Source organism: Pseudomonas sp. MEJ086 (genome assembly GCF_030209025.1).
GTDB classification, from domain to species: Bacteria; Pseudomonadota; Gammaproteobacteria; order Pseudomonadales; family Pseudomonadaceae; genus Aquipseudomonas; species Aquipseudomonas fulva_A.
On record NZ_JARVSV010000026.1, the window covers coordinates 118,189 to 139,846 of the forward strand.

Annotated in this window: 20 protein-coding genes, 1 pseudogene and 1 riboswitch; of the genes and pseudogenes, 10 read left to right on the forward strand and 11 right to left on the reverse strand. The window is 57.7% G+C overall.

What is annotated here, in order from left to right:
- Positions 1-243 precede the first annotated feature (243 nt).
- Positions 244-2,154, forward strand: coding sequence for a hypothetical protein (locus QRN22_RS17600; protein ID WP_042555574.1), 1,911 nt, complete (start codon positions 244-246; stop codon positions 2,152-2,154).
- Between the two features lie 408 nt (positions 2,155-2,562).
- Here QRN22_RS17600 and QRN22_RS17605 read toward each other — a convergent pair whose 3' ends face one another.
- From QRN22_RS17605 to QRN22_RS17615, 3 genes are all read right to left on the reverse strand, one after another.
- Positions 2,563-3,729 (reverse strand): serine hydrolase domain-containing protein, encoded by a 1,167-nt coding sequence (locus QRN22_RS17605; protein ID WP_042555573.1) that lies wholly within the window; start codon positions 3,727-3,729, stop codon positions 2,563-2,565.
- A gap of 760 nt (positions 3,730-4,489) precedes the next feature.
- Complete coding sequence (locus QRN22_RS17610) at positions 4,490-5,296, reverse strand: alpha/beta fold hydrolase (RefSeq protein ID WP_042555572.1); 807 nt, start codon at positions 5,294-5,296, stop codon at positions 4,490-4,492.
- 91 nt (positions 5,297-5,387) lie between these two features.
- The gene (locus QRN22_RS17615; protein WP_042555571.1) at positions 5,388-6,287 is read right to left on the reverse strand and encodes a LysR substrate-binding domain-containing protein; all 900 of its coding nucleotides are present in this window, start codon (positions 6,285-6,287) and stop codon (positions 5,388-5,390) included.
- 108 nt (positions 6,288-6,395) lie between these two features.
- On the opposite strand from QRN22_RS17615, the gene QRN22_RS17620 reads away from it, so the two are divergent.
- Genes QRN22_RS17620 through QRN22_RS17635 form a run of 4 tightly spaced genes read left to right on the forward strand, consistent with a single transcriptional unit; the run spans position 6,396 to position 9,556 of the window.
- Complete coding sequence (locus QRN22_RS17620; RefSeq protein WP_042555570.1) at positions 6,396-7,058, forward strand: RraA family protein; 663 nt, start codon at positions 6,396-6,398, stop codon at positions 7,056-7,058.
- Position 7,059: 1 nt separating this feature from the next.
- Positions 7,060-7,725, forward strand: coding sequence for an RraA family protein (locus tag QRN22_RS17625; protein ID WP_042555569.1), 666 nt, complete (start codon positions 7,060-7,062; stop codon positions 7,723-7,725).
- Complete coding sequence (locus QRN22_RS17630; RefSeq protein WP_042555568.1) at positions 7,722-8,351, forward strand: RraA family protein; 630 nt, start codon at positions 7,722-7,724, stop codon at positions 8,349-8,351. The genes QRN22_RS17625 and QRN22_RS17630 overlap by 4 nt, the downstream gene beginning before the upstream one ends.
- Entirely contained in the window at positions 8,348-9,556 is a 1,209-nt protein-coding gene (locus tag QRN22_RS17635; protein ID WP_042555567.1) for a pyridoxal phosphate-dependent aminotransferase, read from the forward strand. The genes QRN22_RS17630 and QRN22_RS17635 overlap by 4 nt, the downstream gene beginning before the upstream one ends.
- A gap of 210 nt (positions 9,557-9,766) precedes the next feature.
- Here the strand turns inward: QRN22_RS17635 and QRN22_RS17640 are convergent.
- The 5 genes and pseudogenes from QRN22_RS17640 to QRN22_RS17660 form a co-directional block, all read right to left on the reverse strand.
- Positions 9,767-10,318 (reverse strand): annotated as a pseudogene (locus QRN22_RS17640) (arsinothricin resistance N-acetyltransferase ArsN1 family B).
- Between the two features lie 11 nt (positions 10,319-10,329).
- Positions 10,330-11,031 (reverse strand): arsenical resistance protein ArsH, encoded by a 702-nt coding sequence (gene arsH / locus QRN22_RS17645; protein WP_042555566.1) that lies wholly within the window; start codon positions 11,029-11,031, stop codon positions 10,330-10,332.
- A gap of 11 nt (positions 11,032-11,042) precedes the next feature.
- Positions 11,043-11,513: an arsenate reductase ArsC gene (locus QRN22_RS17650; RefSeq protein WP_042555565.1), complete on the reverse strand. Its 471-nt coding sequence runs from the start codon at positions 11,511-11,513 to the stop codon at positions 11,043-11,045.
- A 26-nt stretch (positions 11,514-11,539) separates the two neighbouring features.
- Positions 11,540-12,823: an arsenic transporter gene (locus QRN22_RS17655; RefSeq protein ID WP_042555564.1), complete on the reverse strand. Its 1,284-nt coding sequence runs from the start codon at positions 12,821-12,823 to the stop codon at positions 11,540-11,542.
- A 21-nt stretch (positions 12,824-12,844) separates the two neighbouring features.
- Entirely contained in the window at positions 12,845-13,192 is a 348-nt protein-coding gene (locus QRN22_RS17660; protein WP_042555563.1) for a metalloregulator ArsR/SmtB family transcription factor, read from the reverse strand.
- 433 nt (positions 13,193-13,625) lie between these two features.
- On the opposite strand from QRN22_RS17660, the gene nhaA reads away from it, so the two are divergent.
- Positions 13,626-14,891 carry a Na+/H+ antiporter NhaA gene (gene nhaA, locus QRN22_RS17665; RefSeq protein ID WP_042555562.1) on the forward strand — a complete coding sequence of 422 codons (1,266 nt, stop codon included), beginning with the start codon at positions 13,626-13,628 and terminating at the stop codon, positions 14,889-14,891.
- A 48-nt stretch (positions 14,892-14,939) separates the two neighbouring features.
- On the opposite strand, the gene crcB is transcribed toward nhaA, so the two are convergent.
- Entirely contained in the window at positions 14,940-15,317 is a 378-nt protein-coding gene (gene crcB / locus QRN22_RS17670) for a fluoride efflux transporter CrcB (protein ID WP_042555814.1), read from the reverse strand.
- 61 nt (positions 15,318-15,378) lie between these two features.
- Positions 15,379-15,438, reverse strand: a riboswitch (Fluoride riboswitch).
- Between the two features lie 447 nt (positions 15,439-15,885).
- On the opposite strand from crcB, the gene QRN22_RS17675 reads away from it, so the two are divergent.
- Positions 15,886-16,449, forward strand: coding sequence for a type 1 glutamine amidotransferase domain-containing protein (locus QRN22_RS17675; protein ID WP_042555561.1), 564 nt, complete (start codon positions 15,886-15,888; stop codon positions 16,447-16,449).
- Positions 16,450-16,777: 328 nt separating this feature from the next.
- Positions 16,778-17,548: an SDR family NAD(P)-dependent oxidoreductase gene (locus QRN22_RS17680; RefSeq protein WP_042555560.1), complete on the forward strand. Its 771-nt coding sequence runs from the start codon at positions 16,778-16,780 to the stop codon at positions 17,546-17,548.
- Positions 17,549-18,073: 525 nt separating this feature from the next.
- On the opposite strand, the gene QRN22_RS17685 is transcribed toward QRN22_RS17680, so the two are convergent.
- The gene (locus QRN22_RS17685; RefSeq protein WP_042555559.1) at positions 18,074-19,015 is read right to left on the reverse strand and encodes an alpha/beta fold hydrolase; all 942 of its coding nucleotides are present in this window, start codon (positions 19,013-19,015) and stop codon (positions 18,074-18,076) included.
- A 107-nt stretch (positions 19,016-19,122) separates the two neighbouring features.
- On the opposite strand from QRN22_RS17685, the gene QRN22_RS17690 reads away from it, so the two are divergent.
- Positions 19,123-19,689 carry a CGNR zinc finger domain-containing protein gene (locus QRN22_RS17690; protein WP_042555558.1) on the forward strand — a complete coding sequence of 189 codons (567 nt, stop codon included), beginning with the start codon at positions 19,123-19,125 and terminating at the stop codon, positions 19,687-19,689.
- Between the two features lie 212 nt (positions 19,690-19,901).
- Positions 19,902-20,195 (forward strand): YciI family protein, encoded by a 294-nt coding sequence (locus QRN22_RS17695; RefSeq protein ID WP_042555557.1) that lies wholly within the window; start codon positions 19,902-19,904, stop codon positions 20,193-20,195.
- A gap of 176 nt (positions 20,196-20,371) precedes the next feature.
- Here QRN22_RS17695 and QRN22_RS17700 read toward each other — a convergent pair whose 3' ends face one another.
- Complete coding sequence (locus QRN22_RS17700) at positions 20,372-21,649, reverse strand: acyl-CoA desaturase (RefSeq protein ID WP_156152765.1); 1,278 nt, start codon at positions 21,647-21,649, stop codon at positions 20,372-20,374.
- Positions 21,650-21,658: the final 9 nt, after the last annotated feature.

The window sequence follows — 21,658 nt, forward strand, 5'->3', positions numbered from 1 at the left end:
TAGCAGGGGTTTATCCGGACGTTTTTACACACTCTGGGCCAATAGCTGTTGGTCTCGATAGGCCAAGCAAGACTAAGAGCTAACTGCCTCCTCGAGACTCCAAACGTACCAATAAAAGTCGAGCCTTTCACGCTTGAGCCCTTCCCGGAATATGGCAATCTGCGATCGCTCTCGTCCGCGCCTCTCCTAAAGCAGGCGGCGAGCGAAACTTCGGATCCGATAAACCAATCAAGGATGTGCCATATGCGCCTGCTCGCCTCATCACGCACCACCATTTGCCTGGGCGCGATGTCCATGCTTCTCGTCGGGTGCACGCAATTCACGCCAGCAGCAATGCCAACCGGTATCTCCGATGGCGTCTATACCCACCGTTTTCAGACCAGTCCGGCCACCTCGGCTTTCGAATACAGCGGCGAGTGGAAAGGCGGCGTACCACAGGGTAAGGGCTCGGGGCGCTGGTTCGATTTCAGCGGCAACCTGAATGTAACCTGCAAAGGTGAGTTCAGAACGCCCCAGCCCGGCTATCTTGAGGGCGACGGGGAAATCTACCGCCCCAACGGCACGGTGCTGTTTCGCGGACAAATTAATGGGAGCCTGACGTTCGGCTCCGGCTGCATGGCCGGCCCCAAAGGGACCTACACCTCACCTGCGGGCTGGACGGTCAGCTCCGACAAATTCACCATGGTCTCCTTCTCGATGGGAGTTTATTTGCTCCCAGGTAGCACCTGTACCTTGGGCGATCCTCAGGGCAATACCTGGACCGGCACCTGCAGCCTGCCCACACAGTCCAAACACGCCAACATTGCTTTTGACGGCGTGACTTACAGCCTTCCCCACCTAGAAGCCACCAAGCAATATATTCACTTCGATGCGGCAGGCATCGTCAACTTCCCCCTGGCCAACGGCCCAGGCGTCATGCGCTTTGCCAACGGCGAGCAGGTACAGGGGAACTTCGACCTCGGCCACTTGGATGATGGTCTGGTACAGGTCACCTCACCTGATGGCAAGGTTTCTCAGGCCATGGTCAGCAATGGCAAGCTGGGGCCCCGCCATATGTCCAGCGCTCAACTGGCCAGCGCCAAGTCGTGCGGCTTCCCTGGCTGGCGCCTCGCAAGTGGTACCTGCGAACAAAACAGCTGGTCAGGCACTGTGGATGCTTACGATGCATCCGGCTTGGAACGCATTTCCGGCCCGTTCAAGAAAGGCGTTCCTGCTGGTACCGTCACCTGGTCCAGATTGGACACCGGCCTGCAGATTCGAGGCACCATGGTGGCAGTCAACGGTGGCTTGGGCTTCACCAAGGGCCAAGTGAGCATCAATGAAAGCCCGATATATGAAGGCGAGATGAGCAGCTTCGCTCCCGACGGCAATGGAGTCTGCACTGTCGATGGCAGTCCCGAGCGTTGTGAATACTCCCAGGGAGAGCGCATCGATGCCCTGTACAAGACCCGGCTGGAAAACAATCGCCTGCGCCGTGAGATGGCGACCAATCAGGAGGCACAGCAGCTAGCTCAACAACAAGCTGCAGCTCGCCAGCAGGCGCAAACTGGCTCGGGCGGTGGTGACCTGTTCGGCAAGGTCATGGCTATTGGTATTGGCGCGGGAGCTGTCAGCTCGGTATCTGGAGTTTCCAGCGAAATCCGCAACCAAATGATCACCGGGATGGCGGCCGATATTCTCACCGACGGCCAAGCCGGAGGCATCGCCACCGCACAACAGAACCTCGGCGTACAGAATGCAGGGAGCTTGCAGCCCGCGGTGTCGGCGCTGAGTGGTGCCAGCATGGGCACCAACAGTGCACTCAAGGGGAGCTCAGCAGTAGCCCGTCGTTCGGAGACCGACGCCTCTAATGCAACCCTGCAGAACATCGCTGGTATTAGCAGCACTCCGGGCCATGCCGAGCGCAGCCAACAGCTGGACGACATCGTTGCCCAGGTAGCCGCCGATGCTGGAATGAAAACCTTCGATGCCACCTACCAGTGCTCACCAGAGGAGCCACAGCAACACGTCACCGTGCCGTACAAGAGTGAAGCTTGCCGCGTCGCCAAGCAGAACTGGTTCCAGGTCTATGCCTGCAATGATGTCGAGCGTATGGGTGCCGCCAACCAGAAGTGCCTGGAAAGCTGTGGCAACGCTGGGTGCGATGAGCAATAAGGCCGCTTTAGACTCCTGCCGAATAGATGCCCACAAAAAGCCCCGGTCTTGTGGCCGGTGCTTTTCTCGGCACCTATTGGCAAGGCGCTCTACCGTGCTTATCGATTGCCCCATGTTAGAGCACCAACGGCTTGCGCTCCCTAGCAGGTCCGAAGTTAGCGGTTTTGCGCTGTCCGCTATTGGCCGGTTGCAGCCGGTGGCAGCAGGCAGCTACCGGCCAAAAGCGGACAGATAGATCGACTCTAAATACAAGTGCTACTGAGGATGGGGAGACGTCGCATGCCCTTTAATCGCGCTTGTCGATGGGGCATATTCGTGTGCATAACGCCTGAGTTAAGTCGAGCCGCGAAGCGGGCTCGGCTTGAACGAATTGTTAGGCAGTCCTCGGATTGCTTCCGCCGCAGATTGCTAGGCCTCGACCGCGGCCAAGGCCAGGTCGTTGATACGTTGCACACGCTCGATATGGCGCAGGCCCTCAATAAAGCCGGCAGATAGGAAGATGACGGTTAGATCCCGCTCAGGGTCGATCATCCATGCCGTCGAGGCACCGCCGACCGCCGCAATGCTTTGAGGCGATGCGGTGTGCCCGGTCGCGTTCAGGATGTGCCCACTCCCGCGCATATAACCACCGAGCAAGGTAAAGTGCGCCGCGAAATCGTTGAGGCCCCGCTCTTCGACCTCGAAGGCGGTCGCATCGTTGATCAAGCCGGGCGCATGATCCTGCCGAGCGTAGTCGAAGAGCACGGGTGAGAGAACACGCTGGCCGTGCGCTGTCCCACGCCCGCGGAAAACTTCGGTGAACCGGAAGACATCTTTGATCGTGGAAAACGCATTCCCGCTCGGCATCTCTGCGTCCGCGTCAAGGAACTCATTGAAAAGGCGCAGAAGCATCGGTGTGGTGGGTCCCACATTCGCCTCAGTAAACGACACCGGAACCCGTCGAGGATCGTCGATCGAGCACGCGAAGCTGCTGTCCGCCATGCCCAACGGCGTGAACAAATCTTCTTGGGCAATGCGATTGAAACCGCGCTTTTTCGAATCGGTATTGACCAGGATCTGGCCCAACAGATCGTAGCCCAAGCCCGATGTGTAGATGCATTTGGTGCCGGGACTGTAGGCCGCAGGCAATGCGCACATCGCGGCTGTCTTGACCGCGAGGTTTCCGACCTTGTCCAGGCCAAGCGGAGGCGGAACGAGACCGAACGGCAGCCCCGCGGTGTGCGCCAGCAATTGCCGCACGGTTGCCCGCTGCTTGCCCAGTGCGCCGAAGCCGGGAACGAGGTCCGCGATGCGTGTATCAAGGCCGAAACGGCCTTCATCAATCGCTTTGAGGACGAGCGTCGCGGTATAGGCCTTTGACATCGACATGAGCAGGTATCGATCGTCACCTGATGGAGCCCGACCCGGAGCAACCATTCCGAAGGTCGCCTGGTAGGCCACCTGACCGTGGCGAGCGACGAGGATTGAAGCGCCAAAGTGCCTTCCGCTGTCGATGTCGGCCTGAATAGAGGCACCAAGCCGGGCGAGCGCATCCTTATTCAAACCAACCGAGGGAGGTGAGAGGTCGAGGTTCATTGAGGTTTAGCCTTCTTTAATTGCTGCTTTGGCGGGCCGATGTCATCGCCTAACGTTTGGTTAAGGGGCCGCGGAACGCGATCCCGAACGAGCGAAGCGAGTGACTTGAACCACCTGTTAGGCAGAGGACTTCGAGCCGGACGCAGGTAATAAATACCGCACTGTGGCCAACCCGCGAGGGCCCTGCAAGCAACATATTGGTTTTTGCTGGGAACGCACTCATGCGGTCTGTTCGCCCCGATACGGCGTTGATGATCGGACTTGAGGCCTGGTAAGCAGCGAATGAGTTCGAGCGTGCACGTTGTTTAACAGCACAACTATGAATAGCTTCTATGCCCGTAACATGCCTCCTGTGCCTTTGCCGCCTAACTATTAATTAGGCGACATTGCTGTCGCATAACACACCTTGAGATGTCTGATAACGTCCATTTTCATGCGGTAATCCCTTGATTTGCATAGACGCGAAAATGGCAAACGCGACTAGGCTAGGTGAAAAAGCGACTTCAAAGGCCACACGTACCAAACCTGCCAAGGCATCGTAATGGCTAGACGCTACTGATCGGCATCAAGACTGTCTTTTTGACGTGTCGAAATTACAGCGAACAAAAGCGGATCAAAGCAGGTGTGAATCGCCACTGGTCTTGTAGGCACTCGATGACCGCTATTGGCTTCAAGCATGGCGCAACCTAATTGTTATTTTTACCGAGTAGTGCGGAGCTTCATGCGGCCGACATAACCGCGTGTAAATGGTTAAATCTGCTTAGGCGAAGTCTTGTAGGGCTTTGATCCGCCGCCACATGAGCACAGGGTTCGAGTACATCGGGAAATGGCCGCAATCAGGAATGCACGCTAGGTGCACGCCTTGTGCTGCAATGTCCTGGAGGTAGGACAGGTGGGAATTGGTCACGCCATACATGTATTGGCGCGGGAATGGCAGGCCTAGAAATTTATCCATCAACTGACCATTGTCGGACAAATCCACCATTGATTCGAAAATGCCGCGCACCGCGCCGGCACGCACTTTGTGCGCCAGGCTTGCGGCATACAGCGCGCTCGCAGGGTCCGATGCCAATCGAGTGCGTTCAATAAAGTCGCGGAAAAATCGTACATCATCACAGCGATGATCGTGGATTTGGCGGCTGAGGAAACAGTCCTCAGGAGCGATGTTGCCCTCGATGTCGACGAAACTCAGCACGCGCGCAGGATCTCCATGAGCCAACATCAGGCCGGTCAAACCTCCCATGGAGTGACCTACCAAGTGGAAAGTGTTGGTCTCAAAATGCTTGAGTACGGCCTGTGCGGTTTTCACCAGGAATGGGATGTTGATGCGCGAGAGGTCGCTGCATTCGGTCTCACCGCAGCCTGGAGCATCGTAGGCAATGAAGGGATGCCCATCGAAAGAAGGCTGCAACGTGATATCGGCGTAGTCCTCTTTTGTGGAGCCAAAACCGTGGAGGAACAGGATGGGCGCTTTAGGCCCACGGCGATGAATCACCGCAAGGTCGAGCTGTATACCGTCGATGTTCAGTGGAATTTTCTCGTGGGTGAAGCGAGCTGGATGGGACACGGGTCGGAGCTCCTATTACAGACATCCTCAATGTTGAACTCGCCATAGGATTTGTAAAATACGAAGCCACGAACCCTGTTATATGTCTAGCCTATGAAAGCAAGGTCTGCTTCGCTTGGTCGATCATGGCATCCACGAGCGGATTCTTATGCTCGCTGTGCCACGCCATGGCCGTAGTCACCACTTTGACCTCCGGGAACAGAGGCCGAATGAGTACGTTTTTAGGCGCGAGCTTGCCCATCGAGCTGGGAACCAAGGCAATGCCCTGGCCGCAGCTGACAAAGGCAACTTGTGACGAGACCGAGCGAACTTGGTGCACTATCCGCGGGGCGAAGCCGCTGGCTTTGCACTGTCCGACCAGATAGTCGAAGTAGACAGGACTCACATCGCGCGAAGCCATCACCAAGGTTTCATCGGCGAGGGACTTGAGGGAGACGGACTTACTCGCGGACAAGGGATGATCGTTGGGGAGTGCTACTGCCAGTCGATCCTCGGACAACGGTAGAGATTGCAAATGCCGACCGAGGTTGCCCTCAAGGCGCGCGAAGGCGATGTCGATATCGCCGGCCTCAAGAGCGGGAATAGCCTCCGCGCTATCGATCTCTCGAACCGATACCGTGATCAGTGGATGATCCTGCTTAAACTGCTCGATCAGCGGGGGCAGTACATCAATCATTGCTGAGGTAATCGCCCCAATCGTCACTACGCCAGCGTGGCCGGCTACGGCCTCGTGTACCGCAAGCTCCAATCGTTCCAGCTGATCAGCAAACTTTCGTACGGCGGGGAGTATGGCAGCTCCCGCAGCGGTCAGGTGAGCGCCTCGGCGAGACCGAGTGAACAGTTGAACCCGTAAGGACTGCTCCAGCGCCTGGATTTGCTCGGTCAATGGCGGCTGTGACATGCCCAGCCGTTTAGCTGCACGGGTGAAGTTTTGGTCTTCAGCTACGGCCAGGAACAGCCATAGATGGCGTATCAAGCGAAAGTTGATCACGGCGCACTTCCATAGGTTTTGGATATGAAAAGCTTAGCTTCTTCGTAATATACGTATCAAATCTCGGCGCAGATACTCAAGCCTCACCTAGCAAGAGGTCTGCAACCGATGAGTTTGAAAGCCCCGCTTGAGCGCCTGGCCGCACTCGACACCAACACGGTGTCGGACGCGCTGGACTTCCTCCAGCTCCCTGGCGCCACTAATGGCCTGATGCCGCTTTGGAAATGCCCAAAGATTGTTGGTCGAGCCAGCACTGTTCAATTGGGGCCCAAGCAGGACGTGGCGCCCACCGTTCACCTGATTACTCCGGTAGTGGAGCAGATCACCACCGATGACCGCGTGCTGGTGATCGCGGGTGGCGTCGATGGTATCTCTAGCTGGGGAGACATCCTGGCGAACGCCGCCCAGCGCAAAGGTATCCGGGGCTCGGTCATCGACGGTTTCAGCCGTGACATCCGCGGCAGCGTGGACATCGGCTATCCGGTCTTCGGCCGCGGCGTGACCATGATCAGCGCCCGTAACCGGCTCATCCAGATAGACGCAGCCGTAAAAGTTCGCATGGCTGGCGTCGAGGTAGAGGAAGGCGACTATGTGATCGCCGATGAATGCGGCACCGTTTTTGTCCCCGCCAATGCCATCGAGAAGGTTCTTGGTCTGGCCGAGCGTATCGACCGCCGACAAGCCGGCATGGTGGACGCCGTGCGTGCAGGCCGATCGGTCGAGGAAGTCATGCACGACACCCAGTTCGAAGCTATCAAGGTAGAGCACTGATATGAGCCTTTCAGATAAAGACCTCGTTGCCTTGTTCGAAGGCCTGGATACGCCGGGGATTTCCGACGCTATGGACAAGCTAGGCCTTCCAGGCCAAGCCTTTGGCGTAGTACCGCTGGCTAACTACAGCCAGGTTGTGGTCGGCCCAGCCTTCACCGTTCAGTACGTCAGTGCGAGCACACCGCCCGGCACTGTCGGGGACTTCATCGATGACGTAGCACCAGGCGACGTTGTGGTCATCGCCAACGAGGGTCGCACCGATTGCACTGTTTGGGGCGACATCATGACCCAGTACGCCCTGGCCCGCGGTATCGCCGGCACGGTCATAGACGGTGTCTGCCGCGATGTGAACAAGGCTCTGGGCGAGGGGTATCCACTGTTCAGTAAAGGTCGCTTCATGCGTACCGGCAAAGACCGCGTGGAAGTTGTGGCCGTCAACCAGCCGGTGTCGGTTGGCCAAGCGCGGGTCTGTGCCCGCGACATCGTCGTCGCTGACGCCAATGGCGTCGTCATAGTCCCGCGCGGTCGTGCTCAAGAAGTCGCCGAATTGGCACGGCGCATCGAACACGTTGAAGCGCAGATCCGCGAACAAATCGCCACTGGCAAGAGCCTTAAGGAAGCCCGTGACGCCCTCGGTTACCATTCTCTGCAGAGCAAAAAATCATGAGCCTTCCACACGAGTATCAGAACATTGCAAAGGTCCTCGGCAGCTCCACCCTGTACGAGGCCTCCGGGTTGCCGTGCGCTGTGGACCGCGAGATTCGCGCTGTCTGGAAAGGCGCATTCATTGCTGCACCGGCGTACCCGCTGCAGTGTTCGCCAGGTGACAACCTGGGCCTGCACATTGCCGTGGCGAACGCGCCACGCGGTAGCGTCCTGGTCTGTGACTCCGCCGATTTCGTTGCCGGCTACTGGGGTGAAGTACTTACTGTGGCGGCTGAAGCCGCTGGTATTGTTGGCTTGGTAATCAATGGCGGCGTGCGCGATATCGCCGCGCTTGAAGCGCGCGGCTTTCCGGTTTTTGCTCGGGGCATCTCCGTCAAAGGTACCGTCAAGGCGACCACGCCGTCCGTAGGCAAACCGTTCGACTTCAGCGGGGCGCAGGTCACTGCCGGCGACCTAGTGGTCGCGGATGAGGATGGTGTGATCATCATCCCGGTCGATGCAGTTGAACGCACACTGCACGAAGGGCAGAAACGCGCCGATAAAGAGGCAGTGTTCATGGCCAAGCTGCGCGAAGGTCACACCACCATGGACCTGATGGGCCTTTCCCTCCCGGAGGCGCACGCATGAGCCTGGAAACGCTGAACCGCCGTTTGGAGGCTGCCAAGCCTTCGGCGACCTATAAAATCATCGACCGCGTTGCGGAACGTCGCGCTGAAGGGGCGAATATCATCTCGCTTTGTGCGGGTGAGCCTGACTTCGATACCCCGGAGCACATCCGTGCTGCGGCCATCACTGCGATCAACAATGGAAATACCCGCTACACCCAGGTGGCAGGCCTTCGCGCGCTGCGTGAAGCCATAGCCCGTAAGTACCAGTCCGAGAACGGTCTCGATGTAAGCTGGCAGGACACACTAGTCTGCTGTGGAGGCAAGCAGGTCATCTTCAATGCCTTGGCCGCGACCCTCAATGAAGGCGACGAGGTGGTAATCCCCGCGCCATACTGGGTCAGCTATCCAGAAATAGTTGAGTTGTGCAGCGGCGAGTCGCGGATCGTTACCTGTGGCGCCGAGTCGGGCTTCAAGCTCACGCCGCAAGCGTTGGCCAGAGCCATCGGGCCGAAGACTCGTTGGCTGATCCTGAATTCGCCGTCCAACCCCACGGGAGCTGTATATGATCGCGACGAGCTGAAAGCCCTGGCTGAGGTGTTGCTCGATCATCCGCAAGTGATGATTTTGGCAGACGACATCTATGAGCACCTGATCTTCGACGGGCGTGATTTCATCACGCTCGCCCAAGTTGAGCCCCTACTGGCTGCACGGACGCTGACCATGAACGGCGTATCGAAGGCCTACGCCATGACTGGCTGGCGGATCGGGTTTGCCACTGGGCCTCGCTGGTTGCTCGAAGCGATGGAAAAGTTGCAGGGCCAGCAGACCTCGGGCGCCTGTTCCATCTCGCAGCATGCGGCAGTCGCTGCTCTGGACGGTTCGAAAGACTTCATCGCCCACAGCCGTGAAGTGTTCCAGCGGCGTCGAGATTTCATGGTCGAGCTACTCAACCAGGCGCAGGGCATCAGTTGCGAAGTTCCAGGCGGGGCCTTCTACGCCTTTGCCGATTGTTCCGGCCTGATCGGCAAGCGCTCGCCGGGCGGCAGTGATCTAGTTGACGACGAAGCGGTCGCTTTGGCACTACTTGAAGAGGCCAACGTGGCCGTCGTACAAGGTAGTGCGTTTGGACTTCCAGGCTACCTTCGTATTGCCTACGCTCTGGATGATGAGTCGCTGCGTGCGGCTTGCGGGGCAATTCACCGCTTCTGCAATGACGCAAGGTAGAGGCACCTCACGCTATGGCCGTCGTTCGGGATGGGTAGCGTCGGCCACGGCTGCCAACAGCAAATCGAATTGCGCTCGCTATTAGCCACTGTCAGCTATGGATGGCGTTAACAGTCACCCGCGAACGTCTGCTATTGGCCGGTAGCTGCCCGTCGTCAACGGCTGCTACCGGCCAGAAGCAGTCATTGCCTCGCCTTAGGAGATAATGCGCTAATCGCAATTCGGCAGGTACCCAAGAAAGCGAATAGGCCCCAGGGGCGACACTGATCGGTCGCCCTGATCAAGAAGCCAGTACCCCACGTCATGCCACGCACCATGCTTGTATCCCACCTGGGGGAATGTGCCGATATGCCGGGAACCTAGCCGCTCATGAAGCCCGACGCTCCCTGCATTTGGCAGTGCAATTCCCGCATAGACGGAGCGGTAGCCCATCCCTTTGAGCATCGATAACAAGGTCGCGTACAGCCGCCGCCCCACCCCCTTCACGGCGCGCGTTTTCAGCGATGTACACCGTCACATCGACAGCCCAGCGGTATGCTGCTCGAGCACTGTGCTGGCTTGCGTAGGCATAGCCGATGACAACTCCTTCTTGTTCAGCCACCAAGTAGGGATAGGTCTCAAGGGTCGCAAGTATCCGCCCCCGCATTTCCTCTACTGAAGGGGCACCTCTTCGAACGAGATAGCAGTGACAAGCACCACAGGTTCACAGATTGCTTGGATTGCTTCGGCATCCGAATCGGATGCCTCCCTCACATTGATCATGATCCGGCACCTCAGATGGAGCGTTGGTTAACGCGGGCAGATAGCTGTTCAGCCGATTCCTTGCGCTCGGAATAACGATCCAAGAGGAAGTCTTTCTGATCACGCAACAGAAGGGTGAACCTCATCAGCTCTTCCATCACGTCGACCACGCGATCGTAGTAGGCAGATGGCTTCATTCGATCATCCTCGCCGAACTCCATGTAGGCCTTGGGCACCGAGGACTGATTAGGGATGGTGAACATCCTCATCCATCGACCCAGAACGCGCAGTTGGTTGACCACGTTGAACGACTGCGAGCCACCGCATACCTGCATAACCGCGAGTGTCTTGCCCTGGCTGGGCCTGACCGCACCCAGCGTGAGCGGAATCCAGTCGATCTGAGCCTTGAATACAGCGGACATGGCGCCGTGTCGCTCCGGTGAGCACCAGACCTGTCCCTCAGACCACAGTACAAGATTACGTAGCTCCTGAACTTTGGGGTGCTCAACCGGCGCGTCATCAGGCAGCGGAAGGCCCGATGGATCGAAGATGTGGGTCTCTGCGCCAAAGTGCTGAAGCAGTCGCGCAGCTTCTTCGACCAACAGCCGGCTGAAACTGCGCTCACGGGTGGAGCCATGGAGCAATAGGATTCGCGGCTTGTGCTGGCTCGCTTCGATGCGTTTGGAGAATTGGCCTATCAGGGCGTGTTCGACGTTGGGGAGTTCAACGGTCATAGATGGATTCCTCAGAGTTGGCCAATACGATCCAGCTCGCGCTTCAGCTCGTCACGGCTCAAGTCTTCAAACGGCAGTTCCAGGAATGCGCGACAACGCCGTTCAATCTGCGCGAGCGTCGCATTGAAAGCAGCTGAAATCTCGGTTTCTTCGCCCTGCAGATCGGAAGGATCTTCCAGCCCCCAATGCGATTTGAGCGCCGGGCCGAAGTACACCGGGCATGCCTCACCAGCGGCCTTGTCGCAGACGGTAATTACGATATCAGGCGGGCTCGCCTCGAAAGCGTCGTTACCCTTGCTGCTCAAGCCTGCGGTAGAGATACCTGCCTCTTTCAGCGTTTGCAGACTGCGCGGCAACACTTGCCCCTTGGGAAAACTACCGGCACTCACAGCCTCGAATCCCTGGGGCGCGATGTGGTTGAACATCGCTTCAGAGAGGATGCTCCGGCAACTGTTGGCCGTGCACATGAATAGAACTCGCATGCTAACTCCTACCGCCATTGGCGGGCTCAAAGGCTCAACCGCAGAGCGAGCGCAGAAAGGGTGATGAGCAGAACTGGGAAAGTGAGCAAGGCACCAACCTTGAAGTAGTAACCCCAGGTGATTCGGATACCTTTACGCTGAAGGACATGCAGCCACAGCAAGGTGGCCAAGCTACCGATGGGCGTAATCTTCGGGCCAAGATCGCAGCCGATCACGTTCGCGTAGATCATCGCCTCGCGTACTAAGCCCGAGGTGGCGCTCGCATTGATGGACAGCGCACCGATCAGTACGCTGGGCATGTTGTTCATGACCGATGACAGCAGGGCTGACAGCAGCCCGGTGCCGAGCGCTGCGGCCCAGACGCCATGCTCGCCAAGTCGGTTGAGTACGGCTGTGAGGTGGCTGGTGAGACCTGCATTACTCAGCCCGTAGACGACCAGGTACATGCCCAGCGAGAAGACCACGATTTGCCAAGGCGCCTCACGCAGTACCCGGCAAGTCGAGATCACATGTCCTTTGGATGCAACCGCAAACAGGATCGCTGCACATACAGCAGCGACTGCGCTGATTGGCACGCCTATCGGCTCCAGCGCAAATAGGCCGAGCAGCAGCAGCCCGAGCACCCACCAGCCACAGATGAAGGTGCTGCGGTCTCGCACCGCGGATCGAGGATCTTTCAGATCGGCCAACGAGTAAGTGGCTGGCACCTCACGGCGGAAGTACAGGAAAAGCACCAGCAGCGTCGATGCCATGCTGGCCACGGTGACCGGCACCATGACGGAGGCATATTCGGCAAAGCCCAGTTTGAAGAAGTCAGCAGAAACGATGTTGACCAGATTGGAGACCACCAGCGGCATACTCGCGGTGTCTGCAATGAAGCCTGCAGCCATGACAAATGCCAGTGTGGCGCCCGCCGAGAAACGCAGTGCCACCAAAAGCGAAATGACGATGGGGGTGAGGATTAGCGCGGCACCGTCATTAGCGAATAACGCTGAAACCGCTGCTCCCAGCAACACTGTAAATGCAAAGAGGCGCCGTCCGTTACCATTCGCCCAACGAGCAACGTGCAAGGCCGCCCACTCGAAGAAACCGGCCTCGTCCAGCAACAGGCTAATGATGATGATCGCGATGAATGTTGCGGTCGCGTTCCATACCACCGCCCAGACAGTCGGGATGTCCTGAAACGATACCGCACCAACCAGCAGGGCCAGGGTGGCACCGACAGTTGCGCTCCAGCCAACGCCTAAGCCGCGTGGCTGCCAGATGACCAGGATAAGGGTGAAGACAAATACAGCCGCTGCGACGACCATCTCAAAGGCTCTCGGCAAAAACTAGCAACAACTGGTGGCACGCTCGGGGCGTCCATTCATCTTGCTCAGGCGGGCCGTGCTGTCGCCCAGCCACGCAGCGTTGCCTTCTGACGTAATGCGAAGCACGTCTTTGAACCACTCTGGAAGGCTGGGATTAAGCCGGTAATACACCCATTGTCCCTGCCGGCGATCAAGCATCAGGCCGGCTGTCCGGAGCTGCGCCAAGTGACGGCTGATCTTGGACTGGTTGTCTTCCAGGGCGCACATCAACTCGCAGACACAGAGCTCTCCGTGCTCAGAGATTAGGAGGGTGGCACGAGCGCGGGTCTCGTCTGCCAGGCACTTGAAGGCTTCGGGTGGGGTCAGCATGGCGACTCGTATAAATGGAAAACCGAATATGCGGATATCCACATGTTACATTGATCGCATTGCTAGTGCCATCAACGATTTTTTGAAGAGCACGCGTAACAGCCTGAAATGCTGTTTGATTGAGGTTCGCATGACCCCGAGATATGATTCTGTTTATTGGCGTGTGCTGCGTGCGCCCGGGATTAGCCCCGTATACGGAGAACGATTAGTCGTTTTCCGTGAGGCTTTCCAGAGACATGCAGCAGTCCCAATTTTCATGGCAACGCCCCGCTTCTCTGAAGCTCCGCTGGGCACGCCCTGCCAACTCAACACTCCGCATTCCTACCGCTGACCAGCGTATTTCCTGGCCAGTGCTTCGCTGTGTCCGCCGTTTAACGGCCGCGTGCTCTGCGCGATACAGCGCCAGTTTTCATTCGCTAAAGGAGAACCCTTCATGACCCAATCGTCATCCCCCCTAAGGCAGTCCGCGCTCAAGCGCTTTCTGGCCAGCGAGGCAGCCGGTGGCGTACTGCTGATGATCGCAGCCGCAGCCGCCGTGATTGTTGCCAACAGTCCCTGGGCCAGCACCTACCTGCATCTTCTCCACGTTGAAACAGGCCCTACGCTCAGCGACAAGCTTGGCCCTATGACACTACACCTGTGGATCAATGACGGCCTAATGGCCATCTTCTTCCTGCTGGTTGGCCTGGAAATCAAGCGCGAGCTGGTAGATGGGCGCCTATCTTCCTGGGAGCAGCGCCGATTACCGGCGTTGCCAGCTCTGATGGGTATGGCAGTACCGGCAGTGATCTATCTGACGCTAACCCAGGGCGACCCTCTGTTGACTAATGGCTGGGCCATTCCTGCCGCTACCGACATCGCTTTCGCCATCGGCGCCCTGGCTCTACTAGGGCCCCATGCACCGCTATCCCTCAAGCTGATGCTGGTTTCCGTGGCCATCATTGATGACATGGGCGCAGTGGCCATCATCGCAATCTTCTACACATCCTCAATCAACCTCATGGCGCTGCTCGCAGCAGCAGTGATCATCGGCGTTTTGTTCGTGCTCAATCGCATGCGAGTGATGGTGCTATGGCCGTATCTGATCGGCCTGGCCTTGCTTTGGTACGTGACGCTTCTCTCAGGAGTGCATGCCACCATTGCAGGCGTCGTGGGCGCGTTCCTGATTCCCTACATACCTACACCTGGAGAGCCGGACGCCGCTGACTCGCCCTTACACCGTTTGGAGCATGGCATCGCACCATGGGTAGGCTTCTTAATCGTCCCCGCCTTCGGCTTCGTCAACGCAGGCGTCTCCTTCGCAGGCCTTTCCATGGCGGACGTCATCGCGCCGCTGCCGCTCGGCATCGCAGCAGGGCTGTTCATCGGCAAGCAACTAGGGGTGTTCGGCGGCGTGCTGCTGGCGGTGAAGTCAGGGCTGGCGGCCAAGCCGCGAGGCTGCACTTGGCTGCAGATCTATGCCATATCGATGCTCTGCGGGATTGGCTTCACCATGAGCCTCTTCATCAGCGGGCTAGCTTTCCCAGGCCACCCCGAGTTCGTCGAAGAATCCAAAATCGGCATCATGCTGGGCTCGCTGCTATCCGCCGCTGTGGCCTGCCTGATCTTGCGCTTTGCACCCAAAGCGCAAGATCAGTTGCAGGAGGAACAGCAGCAGAAAATTGAGATTCGCCAGGATTGGGACGTCCAGCGGATGTGATCCCGCTGCCAAAAAGGCCTGTCGCAGACGGGCCTTTTTTAGTGGGTTCTACGAAAGTTTGGTAGCGCCATAATAGCCGGCGAAGCTCATCAGCAACGAGCCCAGCACGTGTGTGGTTATGGTGACCGCCGCCCACCCTAAGCGCTCTTGCTGAAGCATGAACATCACTTCGGCAGAAAACGCGGAAAAAGTCGTCAGCCCACCACAGAACCCCGTGGTGATCAGCAACTTCCACGCTGGGTCAAGGTTCGGAAAGCGGCCAAAGAACGCCATCGCCATTCCGATGATGAATCCACCGATCAGGTTGACTAACAGGGTGCCCAGCGGGAGGTTCGGAAACAGATGGTTGAGCTTCATCGACAAAACCCAACGGCCAACACAGCCGAGAGATCCGCCAATGATGACGGCAAGCAGAGAGCTGTACATAGAGGCTTTCCAGAAGAGGGGGTGATACTGGAAAGCGCGCAATAGCCTACGGCCCTTTCCAGGGTTCGTAGGCATCATTAGCCAGAGGCGGTTAAGGAGGAATGCCATCTCCTGAGCTAGATCTTAATCTCAAATACACGCTAGATAAAGCGTCGCCAATGTCCACTTTTGGCCGATAGCTGCCCGTCGTCACCGGCAGCATTCGGCTAATGGCAGCCAGCGCTCGACTGCCGCCCGCCTCACCCTGCCCGCTCATTTGCCAAGTCAGTCACCGGCGCCTGATCGCGCAATATCGAGATTCCCATAGACGTGCTCTGTACGAGCTTCAAGGCGCAGAAAACCTTGCTTTCCGTGGCTCCAGGTCACGCGGGGGATGCGTTTTACCTGCTCGATTCTTGCAGGCACGAATGTGAAACCCTCGACTTTCCTGGCTTCTTCCATCGCATTGCGCTCAGGACGAATCCGGATGAACTTTCAAAACCGCTCTGACCTCCCATCTTCAACGCGTCGGAAGAATCATCAGCCGCACGCTTCCTTTTTACCTTGATGAGAGGACTGAGTGACCACCATGAGTAATCAACTGGCAGGCAAAAAAGTACTGTTCATCACCTCGAATACGGGGATCGAGCGCGATGAGCTGGTTAAACCGCTTGAAGCGCTCAAGGCGCAGGGTGCTTCGGTCACCCATGGCTCGAGTGACGGCGGAACGACCCAGACGTTCGTTCAGGACACGGAGAAAGATCGCACGGTCGACTCTCAGGTTGCGCTGGCCGGCCTCAAGGCGTCGGATTTCGATGCGCTGGTAATCCCGGGCGGTACGGTCAATGCCGACACGCTGCGCTTGGATGAAAACGCCCAGCGCCTGGTGAAGGAGTTCGCCGATGCGGGCAAGGTAATCGCTGCGATTTGCCATGGGCCGTGGCTGCTGATCAACGCTGGCGTTATCGCTGGCAAGACCCTCACCTCCTATCCCAGTGTCAGGCTCGATCTAGAAAACGCCGGTGCCGCCGGTTGGGTGGACGTTGAAGTCAAGCAATGCCACGCCAATGGCTGGACCTTGATTACTTCGCGTAACCCCAATGACATCCCGGCGTTCAACGAAGCTATCGTTAAAGCGCTTGAGGTGGCGTGAGGCGCAGATCAGCAAAGGCCCAGCAGGCCGGCTACTGGATCAGTGCCTGAGGTCTCCAACGCAGTGTGGGCTTCAGGCCAACGGCAGCCCTTGGCCACGTCCAGTGGCTGGGCTGATCTTTGGGTACTAAGCAGCGTGAACGGCAGCCCGACCGGTCTGCCATTTACCGCTGGAGAATCCGCTGATCGATATGTGATCGCCCTGCACTGTCGCGTGCATCGATATCCAGCTACGGTCTTTTGAAGCCATTCAAGATAGAACCGAAGCTACCCTTTTCCGGGTTCTCAGGTCATAACTGACACTTCAGCCATGCTCCTCAAGGTGCCTTATGAGTTTGATCCCCGGACTGGACAGCGAAGCTGATGTGCTCATATGCGGGGCCAGCCGAGGTATCGGCTTGGCACTGTGCGCAGCGTTACTTGCTCACGATGACGTGGCCTGGGTATGGGCGGTAGCGCGACAAGCCAGCACCTCCCCAGAGCTGGAAAAGCTTGGAGAGCAGTACGGCCATCGCCTGAAACGCGTCGACTGCGACGCGCGCGATGAGCGATCCCTCGAAGCACTTGCGAGCGAGACGCGTGAACAATGCGATCACCTGCACCTCGTCATCAGCACGCTAGGCATTCTTCATCAGGACGGTGCAAAAGCGGAAAAGGGCCTGACACAAGTGACGCTGGCGAGCCTGCAAGCGAGCTTCGCGACCAACACCTTCGCGCCGATCCTGTTGCTTAAACACCTACTCCCGTTACTGCGCAAACAGCCCTCCACCTTCGCGGCGCTCTCCGCGAGAGTGGGCTCTATCGGCGATAACCGATTGGGTGGCTGGTACAGCTACAGATCCAGTAAAGCGGCGCTCAACCAGTTGCTACACACGGCCAGTATCGAACTGAAACGCCTGAACCCTGCCTCCACCGTCCTGGCAGTGCATCCAGGCACGACGGACACGGGTCTGTCTCAGCCATTCCAGGCGAACGTGCCCGATGGACAACTGTTCGAACCAGCGTTCTCGGCGGATCGCATTATCGAGTTGATAGGAGCACATGGACCGGCCGACAGCGGAACCTTCTGGGCTTGGGACGACAAGCCCATTGTCTGGTGACTTGCTACTGGCGAAAACCAGATAGCTGTCAGCCCACCCCTTCCCCATCCGAGCGGCTGTTTTCGGCCAGAGCGGCCATTGGACGCCGCCCTATGCATAGCTCGTGCAACCTGCCGTCAGTGTGAAAAGACCAGCAGAAGCCTGGCCAAGACCTGAGTAGATGCGCAGCGACACATGTAAGTATCTGCGTGAAGGGGATCAACCCCATGCGGTTGAAGTATGTGCTACTTGGCAAGGGACAACGGCAGGCGATTTCCGTGGGTTATCTCATCGCACTCTCGAGGGGATGCCTACGCCGCAAGTAACCAAATCGGAACAAGCACGTTCGAGGTGACGACTCCGGACTGCACGCGGAGAAGCCCCCCAACGATGGCCACAGCGATATCGTCGTCGACCTGGCAAATGCATTGTTGAATCAAATGGGCATTGACGATGAATCAACCGATATTCTGCTGCATGAAGGCAGATGCTCGTGGCGTGAGTCGTCACACTCTACGTGCACTGCCGAGTCGCAGGGCGCAAGAATCAACGAATATTCTTATCCAGAAACTCTCGAATGACCGGGATTATTTCCTTGCCGTGCGTTTCGAGAGCGAAATGACCTGTGTCATACAGACGGATGTCCGCATTAGGAATATCGCGCTTCCAGGCTTCAGCCCCGGCCGGGAGGAAAAACGGATCGTTCTTGCCCCATACGGCGAGTAGCGGCGGCTGATACTTACGGAAATAGGCTTGAAATGCTGGGTACATTGCGACATTCGACGCGTAATCCAATACCAGGTCGAGTTGAATGTCGGCATTGCCAGGGCGCGACACCTGCAGCCCTTCCAACGTATAACCATCCGGCGCGACGGAGCTTTTGTTGGCAACCCCTTCTAGATATTGCCACTTGATCGATGCCGCCGTGGGGAAGTCACTCAGGGCCTCCCGGTTCTTCTGGCTTGGATCGTGCCAATACCGCTGTATCGGAGCCCAACTGGCTCCCAGCCCTTCGTCATAGGCGTTGCCGTTCTGAGAAACGATCGCCGTGACTCGCTGAGGATGAGCAGCAGCCAAACGCCACCCCACTGGGGCACCGTAGTCGTGAACCATGAGCGCGTATTTATTGAGTTTGAGCTGTTCGGTGAACTGGCCAATAGTCGTGGCCAGTTGACTGAAGGTGTATGCATATTTCCCCCGCGCCGGGGCTTCGGTGAAGCCAAAAGCAGGCAGATCGGGGGCAATCACATGATAGCGATCAGCGAGCGCTGGAATGAGGTCACGGAACATGAAAGAAGAGGCGGCAAAGCCATGCAATAGCAGCACTGTCGGCGCGGTCGGGCTGCCAGCCTCCCGGTAGAACACCTTCACGTCACCCACTTGCTCGTAACGGTAATGAACCTGGTTGGTCGATGCAGCCGCGTGAGCAGTTCCTGCGAATAGAGCAGCCGCGACACCAAGCCCGGCAATTAACCTGGAAAAACTCATAGCAAACCACCTTGTAACCTTCAAAATTTAGATTTGAAGGTTACAAATGGATTTGGTAACCTGTCAACAATGTTTTAACGGTTACTCCTACCAAGGATCCCAGCGGCATGACCCCAAGCGCACTCTTTTTAGCTGACAACGTTGCCCTAGACTTCATCAACAGCGAGTACGGAGTAGGAGACGATTATCATGACTGCCTAATTGACGACCAGAGCGTGGTCGGATGGCTACAGATGGCCGGGCTCTTGCCAGAACCATTCCATTGCTGGGCGCCAAACGGGCTGCTGGCGCTAGCTCACCAGTTGCGTAGATGCGCGAGGGAGATTGTCGATTCAGCGATGAAAGACTCTCCCGCAGACCCCACTGTCATCAACGCGTTGCTTGAGGCTGGGCGACCCATTCGAAAATTGGTTTGGAATGATGAAGATCAGGCATACCGAATTAGTCCCCAACAGCGCGATAGCAGCGCTGAAAGCCTGCTTGAGCCTATAGCCGAGGCCTTGGTGGGGCTGGTAACCAACGATAAATTCGAATTCGTTCGTCAGTGTGAAGCGCACGACTGCGTTCTACTTTTTCACGACCTGACAAAATCGCACCGCCGGCGCTGGTGCAGCATGGCAACGTGCGGAAATCGCATGAAAGTCGCGGCGTTTCGCTCCAGAAACAAGTCCTGAGCAGATCACATACAAAAGGCATCTTTTAATTTTCGAGTTTGCAAGTGGGTACGCCGACTGGGTATCCACGCCCTGCCCTTTGCCTCTCCCTGCTTATGCAGGAATCACGGTATCGCGCCGATCCATTGAAACCGCCACCCACAACGGCCAGCGTGAAGCACTGTCCGTTTGAAAGTGATTACTTAACTCCGTTATCTCTAGAGCGAGGTCTCATGCAATTTGCACTTGTTGCACACGATTTTACAGACGAGCAGGCACTGGAGCGCAGGTTGTCTTACCGAGCTGCTCATCTGGAAGGGCTCAAAATGATGGCTACACGTGGGCAGTTTCTTAGTGGCGGAGCGCTCTTGAATGAGCAGGGCCGAATGGTTGGCTCCAATGCCTATTTCTCATTCGACAGCCGGGAAGAACTGGACGCTTGGCTAAAGGTTGAGCCTTATGTCGTCGGAAAAGTCTGGGAAATCATAGATATCAAGGAAGTGCGGTTGTTCGATCCGACCTGCTGATCGACTTGCGCTAGTGCCATGGTGAGTTAAACCACTTCCTGGGGCACCATCTCGGTGAGAGTTTCATGCGCATAGCACGTGCTCCACTGGTAGTTCCCCCCTACCCATCGCTGAGTGGCGGCGCCTGGAAATGGCAAGCCTGGCCCACAGCCAGGCACTGCTCACAACCGCGGCTCTTACCTCAGCTCCCCTCTGATCCGATCGCAGGCAAAGGCCAGCGGCATCAGGAGTGCGCAAAAACCCGCCAGAATTCGGCCGCGGCGCGACAAGGCAAGCAGCAATGCCGGCAGGCCGAACACCCGGGTATCACTGATGTTCAGTTGCAGGCGCTGAGCAGCCGGTGAATGCATGAAGTACGAGCCAGAACCGATAAGGGTTTGCAGCAGCGTGCCGGAGATAGTTACCGCTGGCCCTTCCAGGCGCAGAGGTGCGACGGCTGACCCAGTCTGCAGCGACAGTTTGATCAGTGCGCACATACCAGCTTGCGGTTCGGCTTCCTTTGCCTCGCGGCGCCCGAGGTAACCAGCGTGTGCGGCACTTTGGCTGTCGAGGGCTTCCAACTCTGTGCGAATCTCCAGGTCACTGGGCTGAGTGATGTTCCAGACCAATCCGACTTTCTTCAGCACCATCAGCATCCACCAGCCTGGGTCCCACTCCCCCGGGAACAGCCCGAGCCGCGCGGAACCGGGAAAGGCGTGGTGATTGTTGTGCCAGGATTCGCCCATGGTCAGCAGCGAGGTGTAGCGGATATTACGACCCTGTACCGCAGCACCGTTCACCCGGTAGTGCATGTCGCCGTCGTTATGGGCGAAGTAACCGATCAGCCAGTGCCCGACTACCCCGGCAGTGACGCGGGCACAGACACCCCAGAACACGAAGCCCCAACCGCCTATCAGGTAGAGCACCACTGCCGGCAGCAGTTGCTGGAGCATCCAGGTGCGCTCCAGAAACTGGTAGAAGCGGTCATTGGCAATGCGCTCTTCGAGTTCGAGCGCCGGTGGGTTGTCGAGCGCCAGGTCGCAGTGCAACTGCCACCAGCCATCGACCCAGAACGAGCGACCGTGCCGCAGGTATTCATGGCAATCGGGAAGCCGTTGCGCGTAGTCACGCAAGTCATGCTGTCGCAGCAACCCCAAAGGCCCGGCGAGACCGACCTGTACGCCAAGATAAACCAGCGTGTACTCCAGCCACTTTGGGCACTGATAGCTGTCATGAATCAGCTTGCGGTGGCTGCCCAGAGAATGCCCCAGCAACAGCACCGTCCCGGTCGCCAGCAGAAAAAGCGCGAACGCAGCCCAACTAAACGTAGCCACGCCACCTACCAGCGCAGCCAGGCTCATGCCAGTCAACCACAGGGATTTGAGGGGTGAATAACGGACCTCTCCGAGCAGCACGCTGTCGACATTCGCCGTTCTGACGCGGTGCTGCTTGAGGCTTTCCGGTAAATCAGTCATCGCCGAGGC